The following is a 21,077-nucleotide window of genomic DNA, read 5'->3' on the forward strand; positions in this document are numbered from 1 at the left end:
GGCACAGCATGGAGAAGCTCGCGGCGCTGGGCGCCAAGGCCGAACTGCCCGGCAAGGCACTCGGCTGACCCAGCCCCCGCCTCGCAACCCCGGCCAGGGCCACACCCCCGACTGCCGGGGGTCCGGGGGTCGCCCCCGGGCAGGCACAGCATGGAGAAGCTCGCGGCGCTGGGCGCCAAGGCCGAACTGCCCGGCAAGGCACTCGGCTGACCCAGCCCCCGCCTCGCAACCCCGGCCGGGGGCGCACCCTCGACGGTCCGGGGGGGGCGCCCCGCGGAGCGGCTGATCTCCGTGGTCGCCGATACGCCGATGGGGCGGCCGCCCGTGTGAACGGGTGGCCGCCCCATCGGCGTGTTGTCACTGCCGGCGGATGCGCCCCCGAAGGGGCGCGGGGCACTGCGCGACCAGCGAAGGGCCGACCCGCAGTCACCCACGGCGCCCGCTGCTCACGGCGCGTCCGGCGGAGCCTTACTTGCCCTTGGCCGCTTCCTTGAGCTTCGAGCCCGCGGAGACCTTGACGCTGTAGCCGGCCGGGATCTGGATCGGGTCGCCGGTCTGCGGGTTGCGCGCGGTGCGAGCGGCACGGTGGGTGCGCTCGAAGGTCAGGAAGCCGGGAATGGTGACCTTCTCGTCGCCCTTGGAGACGATGTCGCCGACGACCTCGGCGAACGCGGCCAGGACGGCGTCGGCGTCCTTGCGGGTCACCTCGGCGCGGTCGGCCAGCGCGGCCACCAGCTCACTGCGGTTCATGTTGTTACTCCCGTGTTCTTCTTGCCATTGAGGCGTGCCACGCGGCGGAGCCGCATGGGGGGCACAGCGAAGTCGATGCCCACGCGCCCAGGAACGCATCCTGCCCCTACCTGCGGCGGGAAAGCCAATCCGGCACCCGTAGGAGTCGTGAGAACACCCTTGGGAGTCACACGAAGAGCGCCTGACCCGGCCGTCACAGTAGAGGCCTGCCCCGCGACGGGGGTTCCACGACGCGCCGGGGGCCGGTCGTGGCGATCCTCACAGGCCCCCGCGCGCCACCCGATCGCGGCTACGGCTGCGAGACGGCCGAGGCTCCCGCCGCCTTCGCGGCCTCGCGGACCGCGCCGGCGACCGCGCCCGCGACCTTGTCGTTGAAGACGCTCGGGATGATGTAGTTCGGGTTCAGCTCGTCCTCGGTCACCACGTCGGCCAGGGCCTTCGCAGCCGCGATCATCATCTCGGTGTTGACCGTGCGGGACTGCGCGTCCAGCAGGCCGCGGAAGACACCCGGGAAGACCAGCACGTTGTTGATCTGGTTCGGGAAGTCGGAGCGGCCGGTGGCCACGACGGCCGCGGTCTGTCGGGCGATCGCCGGGTCCACCTCGGGGTCGGGGTTCGCGAGCGCGAACACGATCGCCTCGTCGGCCATGGCGGCCACGTCGTCGCCGTCGAGGACGTTCGGGGCGGAGACGCCGATGAACACGTCGGCGTCGCGCACGGCCTCCTTGAGGGTGCCCGTGAGGTTCTCGGGGTTGGTGTTGTCGGCGATCCAGCGCAGCGCCGAGCCGGGGGCGGCGTCGACGAGGTCCTCGCGGCCGGCGTGCACCACACCGTGGATGTCGGCGACGACGGCGTTCTTCACGCCCGCGGCGATGAGCAGCTTCAGGATGGCCGTGCCGGCCGCGCCGGCGCCGGACATGACGACGCGGATGTTCTCGATGGCCTTGCCGGCGACGCGCAGGGCGTTGGTGAGGGCGGCGAGGACGACGATCGCGGTGCCGTGCTGGTCGTCGTGGAAGACGGGGATGTCGAGGGCCTCGCGCAGCCGGGCCTCGATCTCGAAGCAGCGCGGCGCGGAGATGTCCTCCAGGTTGATGCCGGCGAAGCCGGGGGCGATCGCCTTGACGATCTGGACGATCGCGTCGGTGTCCTGGGTGTCGAGGCAGATCGGCCAGGCGTCGATGCCGGCGAACCGCTTGAAGAGGGCCGCCTTGCCCTCCATGACGGGCAGCGCGGCCTTGGGGCCGATGTTGCCGAGGCCCAGCACGGCGGAGCCGTCCGTCACGACCGCGACGGAGTTGCGCTTGATGGTGAGGCGGCGCGCGTCCTCGGGGTTCTCGGCGATCGCCATGCAGACGCGGGCCACGCCCGGCGTGTACACCATGGACAGGTCGTCGCGGTTGCGGATGGGGTGCTTCGACGCCATCTCGATCTTGCCGCCGAGGTGCATGAGGAACGTACGGTCGGAGACCTTGCCGAGCGTGACGCCCTCGATGCCGCGCAGCTGTTCGACGATCTCGTCGGCGTGGGCGGTCGAGGTGGCCGCGATGGTGACGTCGATGCGGAGCTTCTCGTGGCCGGAAGCAGTGACGTCGAGGCCGGTGACCGAGCCTCCGTGGGACTCGACGGCCGTGGTGAGCTGCGAGACCGCGGTTCCGCCCGCGGGCACCTCCAGCCGGACCGTCATCGAGTAGGAGACGCTGGGCGCCGTTGCCATGGCCGACTTCCTCTGCTTTAACCGGTGACGCGGATTGCGGTCCGATCGTCGCACCTACTGTCGAGTAGGAGTTAGCCACGTGGGATTGCGAACGTTTTGTTCACGACGAAAGAGGCCCACGTCACATCTGACGTGGGCCTCTCCCGTACGGAGATGACACCGACCCGCCATGCTCGCCTCGCGGCAAGTGGTCGCTCGTAGCGACGAAGGTTGGGCCCGGGGGCTTGGATCGGGCCGGTGTCACGTCCAGGCTAACAAACGGAAGCGGGAAGGCCATTCCCGTGCGGCGAGTTCACGGAAAGCCTTCTCTGCGCGGCCTCGCCGGGCAGGCCCCGGGGGGCGCCGGTGGTCACTCCCGCAGCAGGTCCGGCAGCCCGTCGGCGTCGGGTTCGTCGCGCTCGCCCGAGACGACGGTGAGTTGCTGGGTCGCCCGGGTGAGGGCCACGTACAGCACCCGCAGGCCGGCCGGCGACTCGTCGGCGATCTCGGCCGGGGAGACGACGACCGTGGCGTCGTACTCCAGGCCCTTCGCCTCCAGGCTGCCGAGCGCCACCACACGGTCGCCGAGACCCGCGAGCCAGCGGGCGGCCTCCTCGCGGCGGTTCATGGCGACGACGACGCCGACCGTGCCGTCGACCCGGTCCAGGAGGCGTGCGGCCTCCCCTCGCACGGTCTCGGCGAGGGAGCCGGAGACGGCCGTGAAGCGGGGGACGACGCCGGTGGAGCGGACCGCGGTCGGGGACTCGGCGCCGGGCATGGCCAGCGCCAGCACCTTCGCCGCCAGCTCGGCGATCTCGGCGGGGTTGCGGTAGTTGACCGTGAGTTGGAAGCGGCGGCGCGGCCGGGTGCCGAGGGCCTCGTCGCGGGCCTCGGCCGCCTCGTCGGGGTCGGACCACGACGACTGGGCGGGGTCGCCGACGACCGTCCACGTGGCGTGCCGGCCGCGGCGGCCGACCATGCGCCACTGCATCGGCGTCAGGTCCTGCGCCTCGTCGACGATGACGTGGGCGTACTCGGTGCGCTCCTGCGCGAGCCGTTCGGCCCGCTCGCGCTGCGACTCCTCGCGCACCGGCATCAGCTCCTCCAGGCCGGTGAGCTGGTCCAGCGGGTCGAGGTCGCGGCGCTTCTTCGGGCGGGCCGGAGCGCCGAGGATCGCCTGGAGTTCGTCGAGCATCGCGATGTCGTGCACGGAGTGGCCGTCCCGCTTGAGGGAGCGGGCGACCCTGCGGACCTCGCCGGGGTTGAGGACGCGGCGGGCCCACCGGCCGAGCCGCCGCTCGTCGGCCATGGCCGCCAGGACGGCCTTCGGCGTCAGCTCCGGCCACCAGGCGTCGAGGAACCCGATGAAGGAGTCCTCGCTCGTGACGTCCTCGTCGAAGGAGGAGCGCAGCTCGGCCGCCAGTTCGGGGTCGCTGTGCCGGCCGGCGGCGCCGGAGCGCTCCCACAGCGCGTCCAGGAGGAGCTTGCGGGCGCGGGGGCGCAGCAGGTTCACCGGCGCGGTGCCGCCGAGCGCGGCCCGGCGGATCCGGTCCAGTTCCTGCGACTCCAGCTCCAGCCGCCGTCCGAAGGCGACGACGCGCAGCCGGGTGGGCGGACCGGCGGGGGTCTGGTCCGCAGGTCCGCCGTCATCGAGGGTGAGCTGTCCGGCGCCGGGGGCCGGGCGGCCCTGTTCGAGGGCGCCGCGGGCCGCTTTCCGCAGCACCTTCAGCATGCGGTACGAGCCCTTCGCGCGGGCGACCGCCGGGGAGTCGTACAGGGTGGCCTGGACGCCGTCGACCAGGGAGCCGATGGCGCGGATGGCGACCTGGCCCTCCTCGCCGAGGGAGGGCAGGACGCCCTCGGTGTAGGCGACGAGCAGCGGGGTGGGCGAGACGATCAGGATGCCGCCCGAGTAGCGGCGGCGGTCCTGGTAGAGCAGGTAGGCCGCCCGGTGCAGGGCGACGGCCGTCTTGCCGGTGCCGGGGCCGCCCTCGACGTAGGTGACGGAGGCGGCGGGGGCGCGGATGACGAGGTCCTGCTCGGCCTGGATCGAGGAGACGATGTCCCGCATGGTGTGGCCGCGGGCCTGTCCGAGGGCGGCCATCAGGGCGCCGTCGCCGACGACGGGCAGCTCCCGCCCGTCGAGGAAGGCTCTCAGCTCGGGGCGCATCAGGTCGTCCTCGACGCCGAGGACGCGGCGGCCCTTGGAGCGGATGACCCGGCGGCGTACGACCCGGCCGGGGGCGACCGGGGTGGAGCGGTAGAACGGGGCGGCCGCGGGCGCCCGCCAGTCGATCACCAGCGGGGCGTAGTCCTCGTCCAGGACTCCGATGCGCCCGATGTGCAGGGTCTCGGCGATGTCGGCGGTGTTGTCGTCCCGCACGGCGCCCTCGGCGGGCTCCACGGAGGTGTAGGCGCCGTCGGGGCCCTTCTCGCCGTCCTTGCCGTCGAGCAGGTCGATGCGGCCGAAGAGGAAGTCCTCGAACTCGTTGTTGAGCCGGTTGAGGTGGATGCCCGCCCGGAAGACCTGCGCGTCCCGCTCGGCGAGCGCGCCGGGCGTGCCGACGTGGCCGCGCTGGGCCGCGTCGTGCATGAGGAACTCGGCCTCGTGGATCTTCTCCTCGAGCCGCCGGTACACCCGGTCAAGGTGTACCTGTTCGACGCTGATCTCCCGGTCGCGGACCGAGTCCTGGACTGAGTCCTGGACCGCGTCCCGTACCGGGCCGACCGCGGTTTCCTGCTGAGCCTGAGCGGCCACCGGGCCCCCTTCTGACGTGCTGGGCAGCCGTCAACCGTACGCGAAGGGGACCGGTCGAGGCGAGGGGCCTGCCCGGACTCGCCGGACAGGCCCCGAAGCTGCGGGAAGGAACAGGGGGAAAGCGCGGAAAGGGACCGCTCAGTGCCTTCAGGCGTCGATCTGGACGAGCTTCTTGCCGTCGAAGGTCATGACCTCGAAGTGGTCGATCTGGTTCGGGGTGAAGGCCGCGCCGCCCTGGACGTACAGGGGCTGCTTCGCCTGGTCCGTCTTGGCGCCGGGGAGGCCGTAACCCCACTCCGGGACCGACCAGGAGGAGACGGTCTCACGCTCGCCGTTCTTCCCCACCGCGATCAGCGAGCACTTGTTCGGGCCGGCCACGTTCGACAGCTGGACGACGGCCTGGGTGCCCCACGCCTTCTCCGCCATGGCGACGGTCGCCGACACCTTGCTGGAGGCGTCGGTGGCCGACTTCTTGTCGGGCAGCGCGTCGAAGACGCCCTTGGCGGGGTTGGCGGTGTCCGCCTGCAGCGTCTTGGCGTCGCTGCCGCTGTCGCCGCCGGTCATCGCGAGCACGCCCAGCGGGCCGCCGGCGATCAGCGCGACCGCGGCCGCAAGCATGAAGAACGAGCGGCGGCGCTTGGCGGCGCGGCGGTCGGCCACCTCGTCGACCAGCCGTTCCGCGAGCCGCGGGTTGGGCTTGGCGGACAGGGACTCACCGATCGCGGGCGTCCCGGAACCGGGCAGGTCCGCGAGCGCGGCCAGCATCGGCTCCATCCCGGCCAGCTCGTCGAGCTGTTGGGCGCACCACTCGCAACCGGCGAGATGCGCTTCGAAAGCGGTCGCCTCGGCGTCGTCCAGGATGCCGAGTGCGTAGGCGCCCACGGTCTCGTGTTCGCTCGGGCTCGGAGATCCCACAGATCCCTGCATGGGGCCAGACATACCCGGCCCTCCCGCTCCGAACCCCCCGTAAATACTCATCACGCCGTCACACCCCGCTCTTCCAGAGCCAGCTTCATGGACCGCAGGGCATAGAACACCCGTGAGCGCACGGTGCCGCTGGGTATGCCCAGCGTCTCGGCCGCTTCGTTGACGGTACGCCCCTTGAAGTACGTCTCGACGAGGACCTCCCGGTGGGCGGGGGTCAGGTCGTCGAGAGCGTCCGACAGGGTCATCAGCCACAGCGCCTTGTCGATCTCATCCTCCGCAGGAATGACCTCCAGCGGCGACGGGTCGACCTCCTGCGGCCGGGCCTGCCGGCTGCGGTGGCCGTCGATGACGATGCGGCGTGCGACCGTCACCAGCCAGGGGCGTACCGATCCGGTCGCTCGATTGAGCTGGCCGGCGTTCTTCCAGGCCCGGATGAGCGTCTCCTGCACGACGTCTTCGGCTCGTTGACGGTCTCCGGCAACCAGGCGCAGGACATACGCAAGCAGGGGTCCGGCATGCTCCCGATACAGGGCACGCATCAGCTCCTCGTCAGGCTCCGAGGGCTGGGACATGCGATGTCGGGCCCTCGATCCACGTTCATTGGCCACGGCCGCATCCTTGCGCACGCCCACCTCCGGTGTCCGGGGGTTCCCCCAGTCGGTCGCTCCCACACCGGTACGCAAGCAATGAGTTGAGTGTTCAAAGTGAGGCGACAGATTTCTTCGCGGTGTCATGACGAGGGGGACATGGGGGCACATTCCCACCCCCCTTCCTTCACAACTCCGCCACACCGGAACAAGTGAGGGCGCTGCCCGGCCTGCCGTAAAGGTAAACGGGGTGTAATCGAAATCACTTCGACGAGGGGGGAGCGAACGCCGCATATAGGACGGGGGAGTTGGGCGGGCGTGTCCTTGAGGTGTGTGAGACGGCGGAGTTGGGGGTGTTTGGAGGGGACGACCGAGGGGGTGCCGGAGACAGGGCCGTGAGATGCCGGAGTCGTCTTCGGGTTGCCGCGGACGGGGGTGAAGGTTGCCGCGATCGGGGTTCCGGTTGCGGGCAGGGAGAGTTGAGGGGTCGACAGGGACAGCGGGAGGGGGGACCTGCGGAGGCTGAAGGCCGTCACGCCCGGTCCGACGCGGGCGGCGCGCGGTGGAGCGCCGCGCGTCTGCGGTGGCGGGCCGCCCGCTCCCGGTTGCCGCAGACCTCGCTGGAACACCAGCGCCTCCTTCTCCCACGGGAGGTGTCGACGTACACGATCGGGCAGTCGTCCCCCTCGCACTGGCGCAGCGCGGCCCGCGCGGTGGGGTCGGTCAGCAGCTCCACGGCGTCCCGCGCGACCTCGGCGAGCAGTTCGGCGCACGACGGAGGGCCGGCCAACTCGCGGGTGAGCGTGCCGTCGTGGGTGTGCACGGCGCGCAGGGCCGGGGGCGCGGTGCGGGCCGCCGCCTCGTTGACGCGGGCGAGGGCGCGGGTGAGGGCGAGGTCGTACGCCTCGCGGGCCAGCCAGCCGCGCACCAACTGCCCGACATGCCACCTCAGTTCACGGAAGGCGGCGGGCCATGCGGGATCGGCGTGAGTGAGGGGGGTGCCCGGCGGGACGAGTCCGGAACCGCTGATCCAGGCGCGCAACGCGGGGAGCGCGTCGAGACGTTCGCGGGGATGGGTGGTGGCGAGGAGGTCCAGACAGATCCGCCCGGCGTCGAACCGCAGGCCGTACGGGGCCGGGGCGGCCGGGTGGGTAGCCAGCGCCATCTGCTGTCACCGCCTCGCGAAAGGCCTCTCGGGGTCCTTCCCACAGTGCCGGGCGGGCGACGCCCTGCGGAAGACCCCGTGCCGACGCCGTATCGGGAGCGAAGTCGCCCGGGCCGCGGCTCGGCGCACCTCCGGTCAGCCCCGCTTCGGGCGCCGGTCGTCGCCGTCCGCGGAGCGTCCCCTCACGCGTCCGCGTACTTCGCGTCGGCCGCCGGGTCCAGGGCGAGGCGGTAGCCCCGCTTGACCACCGTCTGGATCAGCTTCGGGGTGCCCAGGGAGGTGCGGAGACGGGCCATCGCGGTCTCCACCGCGTGCTCGTCGCGACCCGCGCCGGGCAGCGCGCGCAGCAGGTCCGCCCGCGGCACGACCCACCCCGGCCGCCGGGACAGCGCCCGCAGCAGGGACATGCCGGCCGGCGGCACGGGCCGCAGACGGCCGTCGACCAGCACGGCGTGCCCCCGGATCTCCACCCGGTGCCCGGCGATCGGCAGGGCCCGCGCCCGCGCCGGCAGCTCCTGGCACAGCAGTTGCACCAGCGGGCCGAGCCGGAACCGCTCCGGCTGCACGGTCTCCACCCCGCGCGCCTGGAGCGGCAGCGCGGTGACCGGACCGACGCAGGCCGGCAGCACGTCGTGGTGGAGGGCGGCCAGCAGCTCGGACAGCAGGCCCCGCTCCTCCGCCCGCGAGAGCAGCGAGGCGGCGGCGGGCGCGCTGGTGAAGGTGACCGCGTCCAGCCCGCGGGCGACACTCGCGTCGATCAGCCGGTCCAGCGGGGAGAGGTCCTCCGGGGGCATCCACCGGTACACCGGCACGCCCACCACCTCCGCTCCCCCGGCCCGCAGCGCCTCCACGAACCCCGGCAGCGGCTCACCGTGCAGCTGGACGGCGACCCTGCGCCCGTCGACGCCCTCCTCCAGCAGCCGGTCGAGCACTTCCGCCATGGACTCGCTCGACGGCGACCAGTGCTCCGTCAGTCCCGCGGCGCGGATCGCGCCCTTGACCTTGGGCCCGCGGGCGAGCAGCTCGACGTCCCGCAGCCGGGCGAGGAGCCGCTCGCCGAGGCCCCAGCCGTCGGCGGCCTCCACCCAGCCCCGGAAGCCGATGGCCGTGGTGGCGACGACGACGTCCGGCGCCTGGTCGAGGAGGTCCTCGGTGGCGGCGAGCAGTTCGCCGTCGTCGGCGAGCGGCACGATCCGCAGGGCGGGCGCGTGCAGCACCGCCGCACCGCGCCGCTGGAGCAGCGCTCCGAGCTCGTCGGCCCGGCGTGCGGCGGTGACGCCGACGGTGAACCCGGCGAGGGGCCCGTGCCCTTCCGCGTCCCGGCTGTCGCCGCCCTGTTTCGGTCCCTGCTGTTGCTGCTCGTACATAACTCTCGTCCCGCGCTCGAGTCGAAGCACCTACACGAGGTGGTGTCTCACCTGCATGCCGAGCGAGCCTGTCAACGGTGCGTGACAGGCTCGGTTCGGGTTCATGTCGTCAGTGTTACGTCACACCTCGGCGTAGCTGAGCTGGGGCTTCGCCTCGGAGGAGGCGCCGGAGGCGGTGATCCGCCCGGCGGGGCGGCGAAGGTATACGGCCCAGGTGACCGTGAAGCAGGCGCCGTAGAAGGCGAGGAAGGCGACGAACGCGCCGGTTCCGGAGCCGTAGGAGAGGAAGGACTGCCGGAAGGCCATGTTGATGCCCACGCCGCCGAGCGCGCCGACCGCTCCGATGAGGCCCATGGAGGCGCCGGAGAGCCGGCGTCCGTGGGCGGCCGCCTCTTCGCCGACGAGCCCCTTGGCGAGGGCCTTCGCCTGGAAGATGCCGGGGATCATCTTGTACGTCGAGCCGTTGCCGAGGCCGCTGAGCACGAAGAGCACCACGAAGACGGCGACGAAGAGTCCCAGGGACTTCTGCATGCTGGCGAAGATCAGGACACCGGTGGCGGCGGCCATGCCGACGTAGTTGTAGAGGGTGATGCGGGCGCCGCCGTAGCGGTCGGCGAGCCAGCCGCCGACGGGACGGATCAGGGAGCCGAGGAGCGGGCCGATGAAGGTGAGGTAGGCCGCCTGGAGGGGCGTGCGGCCGAACTGGTTGGTGAGGACCTGCCCGAAGGCGAACGAGTATCCGATGAACGACCCGAACGTGCCGACGTAGAGGAAGGACATGATCCAGGTGTGGGCGTCCTTCGCGGAGTCGATCGCGGCGCCGGTGTCGTTGGTGACGGACGCGAGGTTGTCCATGCAGAGCGCGGCGAGGGTCGCGGCGGCGACGATCAGCGGGATGTAGATCCCGAGCAGTACGCGCGGGCCGCCGCCGGCGCCGATGACGGCGAGGCCGGCCAGCTGGAGGACCGGCACGCCGATGTTGCCGCCGCCGGCGTTCAGGCCGAGCGCCCAGCCTTTCTTGCGGAGCGGGAAGAAGGCGTTGATGTTGGTCATGGAGGAGGCGAAGTTGCCGCCGCCGATGCCCGCGAGCAGGCCGATGAGGAGGAACGTGCCGAACGACGTCCCCGGCTTCATCACCGCGAAGGCGGCGACCGTCGGGATGAGCAGCAGCCCGGCCGAGACGATCGTCCAGTTGCGGCCGCCGAAGACGGCGACGGCGAAGGTGTAGGGCACCCGGACGACGGCCCCGACCAGCGTGACCATCGACGTCAGCAGGAACTTGTCGGCCGGGGTCAGCCCGTACTCCGGGCCCATGAAGAGCACCAGCACGGACCACATGGTCCAGATGGAGAAGCCGATGTGCTCGGAGAAGACGGAGAAGAGGAGGTTGCGGCGGGCGACCTTCTCGCCGGTGGCCTTCCAGAAGCCCTCGTCCTCCGGATCCCACTGCTCGATCCAGCGGCCCCCTCGCTTCGGGGAAGATGGTGAGGATTCCTGGCTTGCGGGACCTGTCCCGACGGTCGTCATGACGCCTCCACGTGCTCCGGGGCTCGGGTGCTTCGGGGGAACGAGCGGTATGAGTCCCGAAGGTAGGCAGCACGCGTTTCCACCCTGTGCCCACGAGTGACCGCAAGGGAACGTTGCTCTCACCTCGCCGGGGGGCGAGATGAGAGGTCCCGTTCCGTCGGGCGGGTCGTCGAAGCGGCGTTCGGCTTCACCGGGACCGGTGGGCGCCCGGGTCGCCGGTCGGCCACAGGCGGGGGGTGCGGGAGGCCGCCAGGTCTTCTGTCCAGCCGAAGCAGAGCACGCACAGGGCGGTCAGGAGCCAGACCAGGGGGAGTTGGGGCCAGGGGCTCTGCAGGAGCCAGGCGGCGTGGGTCTCCAGGGCCGGGACGTCCCACAGGTGGTCCCACAGGGACTCCGCCAGGACGATGCACACGTTGTGCCACAAGTAGATCGTCACCGCCCGGGAGTTGAGCAGGGTGATCAGGCCGTCCCAGCGGCCCAGCCGGCGGGGCCACTCCTGCCAGGCGGGGCTGATGTGCAGCAGGAGCAGCACGGTCGCGAAGGACCACAGGGACTGGGCGAACGGCATGTCGTCCAGGTCGTGGCCCTGTCGCAGGCCGTCCGACAGGGCGTGCCAGAGGCCGGCGGCGCCGACCGCCGGGGCGAGGGAGAGCACCGCGTAGCGGGGAACGCGGCGCAGCACGCCCTGCTGGTGGGCCATGCCCAGCAGCCAGCACGCGCCGAACGCGCCCATGTCGCTGAGCGCCGAGTCCACGCGCCAGTACGGGACGGACAGCGGCCCGTACTCCAGGGCCGCCGACAGCGCGATCGGCGCGAGGACCGTCGGCCAGGGCGCGGCGCGCAGTGCGCGCAGCAGCAGGGGCGAGAGGAAGACGAACCAGAGGTAGGCGCGCAGGTACCACAGGGGCACGCCCATCGCCGCCGTCCAGTCCTCCCCGAGCAGGCCGTGGACGCCGGGCAGCCCTTCGCCGTAGGGCGGGTCGCTCACCGGGAGGATCCAGAAGACGAGGTGCAGCCACCAGCCGACGGGGTGGGCCTCGCCGTCTTCGGGGCCCCAGCCGCCCAGCAGCATGCCGCTCACGCCGATCGCCCCCAGCAGCCACAGCGGCGGCAGGAGGCGGCGGACGCGGCCCCGGATGACGGCGGCCGCGGGACGCTTGGCCAGGGACCGGGCCATGAGGTTGCCGGCCAGGGCGAACATCACGCCCATGGAGGGGAAGACGACGGGCAGCCAGGCCCAGCCCATGAGGTGGTAGAAGACGACGCGGAAGAGGGCGATCGCGCGGAGCAGGTCGAAGTAGCGGTCCCGGGCGCGCGGGCGGGGACCGGCCTGCGGGGGCGCGGCCCGTGCCGCGTCGGCGGCTGGGGCGGACGGCCCGGCCGCCGGCGGGTGCGGATCCCGGTCGGGCGTTGCGGGGCTGCCCCAGCGCGTCGCCGCGTGCCGGCTCCGGCCCGGCCGGGCCTCGGGGGCCGTCGCGCCGGGCGGGGCGTCGGAGGGCTGAGGACGCATCAGGCCGCTCCCCTCTCCATGGCCGGCTCGCCCGGCGGCGCGGCGACCTGCCCCTTGCGGCGCAGTTTCTGCCAGCGCAGCCGGCCGCCGGTGAGCGCCGTGATCCAGGACTGGAGTAGGACGATGTACATCAGCTGGCGGTAGATGAGCTGCTGGAGCGGCAGGGAGACCAGCGGGGTCAGGCGTTCGCGGTCGAGGACGAACGCGTACGCCGCACAGGCCGCCTGGACCGCGAGGACGCCGAACCAGGCCGCGATCGTCTTGCCGGTCGGGCCGAACAGCAGGCCGTAGACGAGGAACAGGTCGATCAGCGGGGCGAGCAGCGGGGCCACGACCATGAAGAGCGAGACGAGGGGCAGCCCGACCCTGCCGAAGCGGCCGGAGGGGCCCCGCTCAACGAGGGCGCGGCGGTGCTTCCAGATCGCCTGCATGGTGCCGTAGCACCAGCGGTAGCGCTGGGACCACAGCTGCTGGATCGACTCCGGGGCCTCGGTCCAGGCACGCGCCTTCTCCGCGTAGACCACCTTCCAGCCGTCGCGGTGCATGGCCATGGTGATGTCGGTGTCCTCGGCGAGGGTGTCGTCGCTCATGCCGCCGACGCGGTTGAGGGCCGTGCGGCGGAAGGCGCCGACCGCGCCGGGGATGGTGGGCATGCAGCGCAGGACGTCGTACATACGGCGGTCCAGGTTGAAGCCCATCACGTACTCGATGTGCTGCCAGGCGCCGATGAGTTTGTTCTTGTTGCCGACCTTGGCGTTGCCGGCGACGGCGCCCACCTCGGGGTCGGCGAACGGCTGGACGAGTTCGCGGACGGTCGACGGCTCGAAGACGGTGTCCCCGTCCATCATCACGATGATGTCGTGCCGGGCGTTGGCGATGCCCCGGTTGAGCGCGGCCGGCTTGCCCGCGTTGACCTGGCGGACGACGCGTACGCCGGGCAGGTCGAGGTCCTCGACGATGCGGGCGGTGCCGTCCGCCGAGCCGTCGTCGATGACCAGGATCTCTACGGGGTGGTCGCTCTTCACCAGCGAACGGACCGTGTTCTCGATGCACTTGGCCTCGTTGTAGGCCGGGACGAGGACCGAGACCGGTTCGGTGACCGGTGCGTCGGGGCCCCAGACGAAGTCGCGGCGGCGGGTGCGGCGGGTGTGGATCGCGGACAGCAGCAGCATCAGGCCGAAGCGGGCGAAGACGAGGAAGCCGATGACCGCGAGGCCTACGACGAGGACGCCCGTGAGGTCGTCGGCCGCGCCGACCAGGGCGGTCCAGGCGCGGCCCTTCCACAGGTCGAGGCCGGCGACGGCGGTGTGCGCGCTCGGGGCGTCGAGCGCCTCGGTGAGGTTGTCGAACCGGTAGCCCTGGCTCTGCAGCCGAGGCAGGTAGACGTCGAGCGCCCCTACCGTCTGGCTGCGTTCGCCGCCGGAGTCGTGCATGAGGACGATCGCGCCCTTGCCCTCGGGCGGCGTGGCGTTGCGGATGATCTGCTCGACGCCGGGCCTGCGCCAGTCCTCGCTGTCGGCGCCGGTGAGGACGGTGAGGTAGCCGCGGCTGCCGACGTACTCGGTCACCGGCCAGGAGCTGTCGTCGAGGGCGGAGGCGCTGGAGGAGTACGGCGGGCGGAACAGCGAGGTGCGGATGCCGGCGGCGCCGGCGAGGGCGAGCTGGTTCTGGGTCAGCTCCCAGTCGATGCGTTTCTTCGACTGGTAGGAGAGGTCGGGGTGGTTGAAGGTGTGCAGGCCGATCTCGTGGCCCTCGTCCACCATCCGCTTGACGAGTTCGGGGTAGCGGGAGGCCATGGTGCCGGTGATGAAGAAGACGGCGTGCGCGCGGTGTTTCTTCAGCACGTCGAGGACCTTCGGCGTCCAGCGCGGGTCGGGGCCGTCGTCGAAGGTGAGGACGATCCGGCGGTCCGGCACGTCCATGCTGGTCGGCTGTCCGCCGCGGGTGTCGACGACCGGGCCGCCCTCCAGGATCTTCCGGGGGACGTGGTCGGCGGCGGCCTCGGGGCGGATGCGGTGGTCGGCGAGGACCTCGCTGTGCACGTAGCCGCGCAGCATCAGCATCGCCATCATCGCGACGAGGACGAGGAGCGGGAGCAGGTGGCGCAGGCGCAGGGGCGGGAGCAGGCGCCGCCGTGCGGCGGCGGCCCGGCTGTCGCCGTCGGCGGCCCGCCCGCCCGATGTCCGGCGGCCGCGCGACCGCCGGGGGGCGGAGCGCCGCGCGGAGCGGTGGCCGCCGCCCGGACGGTGGTCGCCCGAGCTGTGGTCGCCGCCGGCGCGGTGGTCGGGGGGCGTGTCCGGTGCGTCGTCGGGTGAGGGAGCGGAGGCGACGGACTGAGGTGAGTGACCGGCGGACCGTCGGGTCGCACGCCGGCCGGTGTGGGATGCCATGAGGGGGACGTTTCTCCGGGGATCAGAGTCAGACGGCGAGGACGCCGGGGACGGCGACGGAGCGGGGAGCGGCCGTGACACGGGGAGCGGACGGAAGCGCGGCGGTCGTCGAGCCGGGGACGGCTGCGAAGACGGCCGCGGTGGCCGCGGAGCGGGGACCGGGCACCGCGACCGCCGGGCCGGGCGTCAGCGCCCGGTGCAGCCCGGCGAGGGCGACGGAGCGGGGAGCGGACGGGAGCGCGGCGGTCGTCGAGCCGGGGACGGCTGCGAGGACGGGCACGGTGGCCGCGGAGCCGGGCACGGGCGAGTGGAGCCGCGCGGCGGAGAGGGGACCGGGCGCCGCGACCCCCGGGCCGGGGGTCAGCGCCCGGTGCAGCCCGGTGAGGGCCGGCGGGAGGAGTGTCGTCATGGCGCCGGTGGTCGGCACGGTGGCGGACGACGTCGTGGTGTGCGCCGTCGACGTGTCGTGGGCGGGCGCCGGCTGAGGGGCGCCGCCCGCCACGGTGGTCCCCGAGCCTCCCGCCGGTGAGGGCGAGGCGTCGGGCGACGGCGACGCGCTGGGCGAGGGCGACGGTGGCGGCGCGGAGGACGCGGCGGGGCTGCTCGGCGCCTGGGGCGACGGCTCACGGCTGGAGGCCTCCGGACTGGGCCGCAGGAGGGAGGCGCTGGCCGAAGGCCCCGGGGAGGCGGACGCGCTCGGCGGGGCGGCGCTCCCCCCTGCGCTGGGCGACGCGCTCGCGGCCGGTGACGCCGACGCGGTGCCGGAGGCGGTGCTCCCGGGGCGGTCGGGCGCCGTGGCCTCCGGGTCGCTCGTGCCGCCGGACGACGCCGAGGGCTTCGGGCCGGTGTCCACCTGACTGGCCGGTTCGTCGTCCTTCGGGCCCGGCACCGGCAGCCAGGGCGCGCTGGAGTTGCCCGACAGGAGCGTGCCGACGATGACGACGGCGTAGGCGGCGCAGGCGAGCCCGACGGCGATGCCGATGCGGCGGAAGGTGCGGCTGCGGCGGCCGGACTCGTCGACGAACACGGGCACCTCGGAGGCGTCCGGGCCGTTGCCGCGCGAGCCGCCGGGCGGGGAGTCGAGCTGGACGGTCACCTCGTCCGGGTCGTGGTCGTCGCCGTCCGCTCCGCCTGCCTCGGTCGCGACACCCGTGGGACCGCTGAGGCCCGTTCCGCCCGCGCTCGATGCGCCGGCGCCGCCGCCCAGGACGCCGGACGCCTCCCCCGCGCTCTCTGCCCAGGGATCCCGGAGCCCACCGCTCAACCGTTCATTTTCGGAAAGGTTGTTCGAGAGCGACGGCGTCCCGGTTTCCAGCGGATCGCCCGGTAATGCCCGGCAGCCGCCGCCGGCGGAGAGCTCCGGGTAGGACGCCCGCGCTCCCCCCTCCACAACCCCTCTCGACGACCACCGCGCGGACCCCGGAAGCGCCTGCGCGCTCCCTTCCGCCATCGGTACGTTTCCGGTCGGCGACGCCGCTTCCGGCCACTCCGGAAAGGCGTCTTCCAGCCATTTGCTCACGTGTGCGATTCCCCCCATGGGACACCACGGGTCTGTACCGGGCGCGTCTACAACGGCGAGCACATGCCGCGAATCCGGACCCCCACCCGGTCAACACGCCCCATTTACCCGGACTTTGCTCAGGTCGACGAATCTAGCGCAGACGTGCGGCCGATGTTCACGTTGTCGCATTTATGGTCAGAGGTCATGTTCATGTCTATGGCTGGAATCCATGCCCCGTCCGGCCGCTCGAGCCAGGACTCCGCGAGCCCGAGTTCGAGCGCCGCCCGGCGCAACGCGTCGAGCGCCGAATGGACCAGCCCCTTTCGCCACACCAGCGACACGGGGGACAGCGGGACCGGCTCGACGAGCGGTCTCACCACCGTTCCAGGCATGGCCGGAAAGTCGACTACAGCGAGAATCGGGTTGCGGGTCTTTGTCATGATGCGCCGGAATTCCTCGTCGCCGACGGCCAGCGGAACAGGCGCCGCGACCTCGATCCCGCGCCCCTCGAACAGCGACCGAGCCAGACCGGTCCACTCCGGCGTCCGGGGATTGCCGGCCCCGGCGTACACGTGCTCCCCCGCGAGCGCGGCCAGCGGCACCTCCGCGAGCGCCACGAGCGGGTGGTCCTCGGGCAGCACGACCGCCATCGGTTCGTAGCGCACGATCTGGTGGTCCAACTGCCGCCGCAGCGCGGGGTCCAGGCCCGCGTACCGGCCGAACGACGCATCCAGCCGCCCTGCGGCGATCTCGACCGCCGCACCGGTCAGGCCGCTCTCGTAGCGGGCCATCAACTCCTGCTCCGGGGCGAGTTCACGCGCCCGGAGCAGCACACGACGACCGGTGGCCAGTCCCGGGGAGTTGAGATCGACCAGCAGAGGGCGGGCAGATCCGAACGCGGCCAGCAGGTCGTCCTGCGCCTGGAGCACACGACGCGCGTGCGGCACCAGCCGCTCACCGTCGGCGGTGAGCGTCACCTGCCGGGTCGTCCGCACGAACAGTTCGACGCCCAGGTCGCGTTCGAGTCGGCGCACATCCCGGCTCAGAGCCTGCTGGGCGACGTAGAGACGGGCCGCGGCCCGAGTGAAGTGCAGCTCCTCGGCGACGGCCAGGAAGGAGCGCAGGAGTCGGGGATCAAGGTGTGCGGGCATCCGGTGAAACTAGCGGCCCGGCGCGCAGAACCCCGATTCACAACGCATCGGCGTGAGTTGGCGTCGAGATGGTGTTGGACGCCGCGATCCGCGGCGGGCGACGGTTGACGCATGCCCACACCGAGACCCGCGCAGGACGCCCCGTCACGCGCGAACCCCTACCGCCGCCTGCTCGCCCTCCCCGGCGTGCGCGCCTTCACCGCCGGAAGTCTCGCCGCTCGTCTGCCCATGGGCATGTTCAGCGTCAGCGCGGTCCTGATGATCGCCGGCACCCGCGGCTCGTACGCTCTCGCCGGCGCCGTCACCGCGACCGGGCTCGCGGCGGCGGCGCTGACCGGACCCTGGATCGCGCGGCTCGTCGACCGGCACGGACAGGCCCGCGTCGCCGTACCGGCCACCCTGTGCGCCGCGTCGGGCAGCCTCGCCCTGGTGCTGTGCGTGCGGACCGGCGCCCCCGACTGGACCCTGTTCGCCGCCTACGCCGCCACCGCGACCACGCCCAACACCGGCGGCATGTGCCGGGCCCGCTGGGCCCACCTGCTGGGCCCCGACCAGGACGCCCTGCACACCGCCGCCTCCTTCGAACAGGCCGCCGACGAGCTGTGCTTCATGCTGGGGCCGGTCCTCGCGGCCTTCCTGTGCGGCACGTTCTTCCCCGAGGCCGGCACGCTGGCGGGCGTGGCGCTGCTGGTGACCGGCGTCCTCGTCTTCGCCGCCCAGCGCTCCACCGAGCCGCCCGTCCGTCCCCGTGCGACTTCGGCGTCCCCGTTGCGCGCTCCCGGGGTGCCGGGGCTGCTCGCCGTCTGTCTCGCTCTGGGGGCTGTGTTCGGGTCGACGGAGGTCGCCACGGTCGCGTTCGCGGATGCGCGCGGGCACACCGCCGCGGCCGGGGCCGTCCTGGCGCTGCAGGCGGCGGGCTCGTGCGCGGCCGGTCTGGTTCACGGGGCGGTGCGGCCGTCCGGGCCGGCCTCCCGGCGGCACCCGTGGAACGTGGCCGCGATGACCGTCCTGCTGACGCTCCCCCTGCTCGCGGCCGCGGCCGCGGAGTCGCTGCCGCTGCTGGCCGGCGCGCTGCTGACAGCGGGGACGGCGACCGCGCCGACCATGATCACCACCATGGCGCTGGTCCAGGAACGCACTCCCGAGGGGCGCCTCAACGAGGGCATGACCCTGGCGGTGACCGGGCTGCTCGGCGGCATCGCCTGTGGCAGCGCGGCCGGCGGCTGGGCGGTCGAGCACATGTCACCGGCGGCCGGGTTCGCCGTCCCGGTGGCGGCGTCCGCGGCGGCCCTGCTGACGTCGCTCACCAACGGCGAAAGCCCCGCTGCTCGAAAGCAGCGGGGCTTCGCCCACATGGGATGAGTGGAGATGGCGGGAATCGAACCCGCGTCCAACGGTGCGGAACCAGGGCTTCTCCGTGTGCAGTTCGCTGCGATTTTCTCGGCCCCGGCGATCACGCGAACAAGTCGCCGACGGGCCCAGTCACTGTTTGGTTTCCCTCTTCACCCCGTGACCGGGATCAAGGTTTAGTCCCCTAGCTGATGCCAGGATCCGGGTCGGGAACACCCCCGGGCTGACACTCCCATGAGAGAGCAGACGCTGTCGCTACCTGAGATCAGGCGGCGAGAGCGAACTGCTCGGGAGAATCGCTCTTGGAATTGGCGATTATTTTTTTCGGCCTGTGGTTTACGAGATCATGGCCGCTTCCTCGACACGCTTCCCCTGCTTCGACATCCGCTGTCGAAACCGATCATCCCCATGTTGTTTTTTCAACCCCTCCGAAGAGGGAAGCGCACCCGCTGTGGGGTGCAGTTGCCATCGTACGTGACCGACGCACGCCGATGCCAGCGCATTCCTACGCGCCCCGCTGCTGCCGCTTCGCCGCCGCGATCGCGCGGTCCGTCTCCCGGCGGTCCTGCTTCTCCCGCAGGGTCTGGCGCTTGTCGTACTCCTTCTTGCCGCGCGCCAGCGCGATCTCGGCCTTCGCCCGGCCGTCCTTGAAGTAGAGGGCGAGCGGCACGATCGTGTGCCCCGTCTCCTCGGACTTCGCCGCGAGCTTGTCGATCTCCTCGCGGTGCAGGAGCAGCTTGCGCTTGCGGCGCACGGAGTGGTTGGTCCAGGTGCCCTGGAAGTACTCCGGGATGTGGGCGTTGTGCAGCCACGCCTCGCCGTCGTCGATCTGGACGAAGCCGTCGGCCAGCGAGGCCCGGCCCTGGCGCAGCGACTTCACCTCGGTGCCGGTGAGCACGATCCCGGCCTCGTAGACGTCGATGATCGCGTAGTCGTGCCGGGCCTTCTTGTTCTGCGCGACGATCTTGCGCTTGCCGTCCTTGGCCTTGCCCTCGGCCGGCTTGCCCTGCTTCGGCTGGGACTCTTTCGGTACGTACATTCCCTTGCTCATAGTGCGGCCATTTTCGCACCAGGAGGGGGCCGGGGGGAAAGCCGATTACGAGGTTCGCGACGGGAGGACGGGGGCCGCCCGGCCCGCCTGGACCGCCTGCCTGCTCACGCCGTGTCGCCCAGGCCGCCCAGGACGCTCTCCGCGCGCTCCAGCGCGCCGTCGTCCGCCTCCAGGTCGGGGGTGACGCCCTGCCCGTCGACGCTGCGGCCGGACGGGGTGCGGTAGTGGCCGACGGTCAGCTCGGCGACGGAGCCGTCGGGCAGTCTGCTCGGCATCTGCACCGAGCCCTTGCCGAAGGTGCGCGAGCCCACGACGACCGCGCGGCCCCGGTCCTTCAGGGCGCCGGTGAGCAGCTCGGCCGCGCTCATGGTGCCGCCGTCGACGAGCGTGACCAGGGGCCTGGCGGTGTCGCCGCCGGGCTCGGCGTGCAGGACGCGCTGGTCGCCGTCGACGTCGTAGGTGGCGACGAGACCGCCGTCGAGGAAGACGGAGGCGGTGGAGACCGCCTCGGTGACCAGGCCGCCGGAGTTGCCCCGCAGGTCCAGGACGATCCCGTGGTCGCCGGGGGCCGCGCGGACGGCGGTGCGGACGCTGTCACCGACGCCCCTGGTGAACGCGGCGATCGTGATGACGGTGACGCCGTCGGCGAGCCGGCGCACGGTGACCGAGTCGGTGGACAGGCGGGTCCGGCGCAGCGTCTGGGTCCACGCGCGCGTGCCGCGTTCCAGACCGAGCCGGACGGTGGTGCCGGCGGGCGCGTCCAGGGCGTCGCCGCGGAGTAACGAGACGACGTCGGTGACCGGCCGCCCCTCGACCTTCGTGCCGTCCACACTGCTCAGCCGGTCTCCCGCGCGGATCCCCGCGGCGGCGGCGGGCGACCCGGACCGCACCTCGGTGATCTCGATCCTGCCGTCCCGCTCGCGCCGCGCCTCCAGGCCGACGCCGGTGTACCGCCCGTCGAGGGACTGCGCGAACTCCTCGTACTCGCCCTCCGAGTACACCGCGGCCCATCGGTCCCCGCTGCGGCTCACGGCGCGTTCGGCGGCCTCCAGGGGCGACTTGCCGTCGGCCATCGCCTCCTCGGCGGCCCGGGTCACCGCCTCGGGGCGACTGGAGAGCGTGGCCGTCGTACGCCCCTCGCCGACCGCCGACTCCCGGCCGCCGCGCAACTCTCCCGGCAGCGAGCCGGTCGCCGCGCCTGCGACGACCACACCGGCGAACACCAACGTCAGGGCGACTCCCCGGCTCGGGCGACGGGACGGACAGAACGGGTCATGGCCTGACATGGCCGTGAGTCTAGGGGAACGCGAAGGGGCCGTACGTTCGCTTGACCGTACGACCCCATTG

15 protein-coding genes and 1 other RNA gene are annotated in these 21,077 nt (G+C 72.5%); 1 reads left to right on the forward strand and 15 read right to left on the reverse strand.

Features of this window, described 5'->3' with window-relative positions:
- Positions 1-468: 468 nt before the first annotated feature.
- The 12 genes from ACIRS4_RS29475 to ACIRS4_RS29530 all read right to left on the reverse strand — a co-directional run bounded on the left by ACIRS4_RS29475 (position 469) and on the right by ACIRS4_RS29530 (position 17,329).
- Complete coding sequence (locus ACIRS4_RS29475) at positions 469-750, reverse strand: HU family DNA-binding protein (RefSeq protein ID WP_004000874.1); 282 nt, start codon at positions 748-750, stop codon at positions 469-471.
- 289 nt (positions 751-1,039) lie between these two features.
- Positions 1,040-2,467 (reverse strand): NAD-dependent malic enzyme, encoded by a 1,428-nt coding sequence (locus tag ACIRS4_RS29480; RefSeq protein WP_404201768.1) that lies wholly within the window; start codon positions 2,465-2,467, stop codon positions 1,040-1,042.
- 349 nt (positions 2,468-2,816) lie between these two features.
- Positions 2,817-5,204, reverse strand: coding sequence for a HelD family protein (locus ACIRS4_RS29485; protein ID WP_404201770.1), 2,388 nt, complete (start codon positions 5,202-5,204; stop codon positions 2,817-2,819).
- 147 nt (positions 5,205-5,351) lie between these two features.
- A complete protein-coding gene (locus ACIRS4_RS29490) occupies positions 5,352-6,131 on the reverse strand; it encodes an anti-sigma factor family protein (protein WP_404201772.1) in 780 nt (259 codons plus the stop codon).
- Between the two features lie 50 nt (positions 6,132-6,181).
- On the reverse strand, positions 6,182-6,703 hold the full coding sequence (locus ACIRS4_RS29495) for a sigma-70 family RNA polymerase sigma factor (RefSeq protein ID WP_010039908.1): 522 nt from the start codon (positions 6,701-6,703) through the stop codon (positions 6,182-6,184).
- 547 nt (positions 6,704-7,250) lie between these two features.
- Entirely contained in the window at positions 7,251-7,883 is a 633-nt protein-coding gene (locus tag ACIRS4_RS29500; RefSeq protein WP_404201774.1) for a CGNR zinc finger domain-containing protein, read from the reverse strand.
- 182 nt (positions 7,884-8,065) lie between these two features.
- Positions 8,066-9,250 (reverse strand): uroporphyrinogen-III synthase, encoded by a 1,185-nt coding sequence (locus tag ACIRS4_RS29505; RefSeq protein ID WP_404201776.1) that lies wholly within the window; start codon positions 9,248-9,250, stop codon positions 8,066-8,068.
- 120 nt (positions 9,251-9,370) lie between these two features.
- Positions 9,371-10,777 carry a nitrate/nitrite transporter gene (locus ACIRS4_RS29510; protein ID WP_404201778.1) on the reverse strand — a complete coding sequence of 469 codons (1,407 nt, stop codon included), beginning with the start codon at positions 10,775-10,777 and terminating at the stop codon, positions 9,371-9,373.
- Positions 10,778-10,964: 187 nt separating this feature from the next.
- Complete coding sequence (locus ACIRS4_RS29515; RefSeq protein WP_404201780.1) at positions 10,965-12,287, reverse strand: acyltransferase; 1,323 nt, start codon at positions 12,285-12,287, stop codon at positions 10,965-10,967.
- Entirely contained in the window at positions 12,287-14,359 is a 2,073-nt protein-coding gene (locus ACIRS4_RS29520) for a bifunctional polysaccharide deacetylase/glycosyltransferase family 2 protein (RefSeq protein ID WP_404201866.1), read from the reverse strand. Before ACIRS4_RS29520 ends, ACIRS4_RS29515 begins: the two co-directional genes overlap by 1 nt.
- A 346-nt stretch (positions 14,360-14,705) precedes the next feature.
- Positions 14,706-15,941, reverse strand: coding sequence for a hypothetical protein (locus tag ACIRS4_RS29525; protein WP_404201782.1), 1,236 nt, complete (start codon positions 15,939-15,941; stop codon positions 14,706-14,708).
- A 374-nt stretch (positions 15,942-16,315) separates the two neighbouring features.
- A complete protein-coding gene (locus ACIRS4_RS29530; protein WP_404201784.1) occupies positions 16,316-17,329 on the reverse strand; it encodes a LysR family transcriptional regulator in 1,014 nt (337 codons plus the stop codon).
- Positions 17,330-17,440: 111 nt separating this feature from the next.
- Here ACIRS4_RS29530 and ACIRS4_RS29535 point away from each other — a divergent pair, with 111 nt between their 5' ends.
- Positions 17,441-18,691, forward strand: coding sequence for an MFS transporter (locus tag ACIRS4_RS29535; RefSeq protein WP_404201786.1), 1,251 nt, complete (start codon positions 17,441-17,443; stop codon positions 18,689-18,691).
- Here ACIRS4_RS29535 and ssrA read toward each other — a convergent pair.
- From ssrA to ACIRS4_RS29550, 3 genes are all read right to left on the reverse strand, one after another.
- Positions 18,690-19,087: a transfer-messenger RNA gene (gene ssrA / locus ACIRS4_RS29540) on the reverse strand. The genes ACIRS4_RS29535 and ssrA overlap by 2 nt on opposite strands.
- 97 nt (positions 19,088-19,184) lie before the next feature.
- The gene (gene smpB, locus ACIRS4_RS29545) at positions 19,185-19,718 is read right to left on the reverse strand and encodes an SsrA-binding protein SmpB (RefSeq protein ID WP_404201788.1); all 534 of its coding nucleotides are present in this window, start codon (positions 19,716-19,718) and stop codon (positions 19,185-19,187) included.
- 116 nt (positions 19,719-19,834) lie between these two features.
- The gene (locus ACIRS4_RS29550; RefSeq protein WP_404201790.1) at positions 19,835-21,016 is read right to left on the reverse strand and encodes a S41 family peptidase; all 1,182 of its coding nucleotides are present in this window, start codon (positions 21,014-21,016) and stop codon (positions 19,835-19,837) included.
- Between the last annotated feature and the right edge of the window lie 61 nt (positions 21,017-21,077).

The sequence above is a fragment of the Streptomyces sp. NPDC101166 genome (assembly GCF_044768125.1).
Taxonomy (GTDB): Bacteria; Actinomycetota; Actinomycetes; order Streptomycetales; family Streptomycetaceae; genus Streptomyces.

Bases quoted from the DNA above. Each gene is read 5' to 3' on its own strand.
- ACIRS4_RS29515 (WP_404201780.1), bottom strand. From the start codon at position 12,287: ATGCGTCCTCAGCCCTCCGACGCCCCGCCCGGCGCGACGGCCCCCGAG.
- ACIRS4_RS29530 (WP_404201784.1), bottom strand. From the start codon at position 17,329: ATGCCCGCACACCTTGATCCCCGACTCCTGCGCTCCTTCCTGGCCGTC.
- ACIRS4_RS29535 (WP_404201786.1), top strand. From the start codon at position 17,441: ATGCCCACACCGAGACCCGCGCAGGACGCCCCGTCACGCGCGAACCCC.
- ACIRS4_RS29550 (WP_404201790.1), bottom strand. From the start codon at position 21,016: ATGTCAGGCCATGACCCGTTCTGTCCGTCCCGTCGCCCGAGCCGGGGA.
- smpB (WP_404201788.1), bottom strand. From the start codon at position 19,718: ATGTACGTACCGAAAGAGTCCCAGCCGAAGCAGGGCAAGCCGGCCGAG.
- ACIRS4_RS29520 (WP_404201866.1), bottom strand. From the start codon at position 14,359: ATGATGGCGATGCTGATGCTGCGCGGCTACGTGCACAGCGAGGTCCTC.
- ACIRS4_RS29490 (WP_404201772.1), bottom strand. From the start codon at position 6,131: ATGCAGGGATCTGTGGGATCTCCGAGCCCGAGCGAACACGAGACCGTG.
- ACIRS4_RS29500 (WP_404201774.1), bottom strand. From the start codon at position 7,883: ATGGCGCTGGCTACCCACCCGGCCGCCCCGGCCCCGTACGGCCTGCGG.
- ACIRS4_RS29480 (WP_404201768.1), bottom strand. From the start codon at position 2,467: ATGGCAACGGCGCCCAGCGTCTCCTACTCGATGACGGTCCGGCTGGAG.
- ACIRS4_RS29505 (WP_404201776.1), bottom strand. From the start codon at position 9,250: ATGTACGAGCAGCAACAGCAGGGACCGAAACAGGGCGGCGACAGCCGG.
- ACIRS4_RS29510 (WP_404201778.1), bottom strand. From the start codon at position 10,777: ATGACGACCGTCGGGACAGGTCCCGCAAGCCAGGAATCCTCACCATCT.
- ACIRS4_RS29475 (WP_004000874.1), bottom strand. From the start codon at position 750: ATGAACCGCAGTGAGCTGGTGGCCGCGCTGGCCGACCGCGCCGAGGTG.
- ACIRS4_RS29495 (WP_010039908.1), bottom strand. From the start codon at position 6,703: ATGTCCCAGCCCTCGGAGCCTGACGAGGAGCTGATGCGTGCCCTGTAT.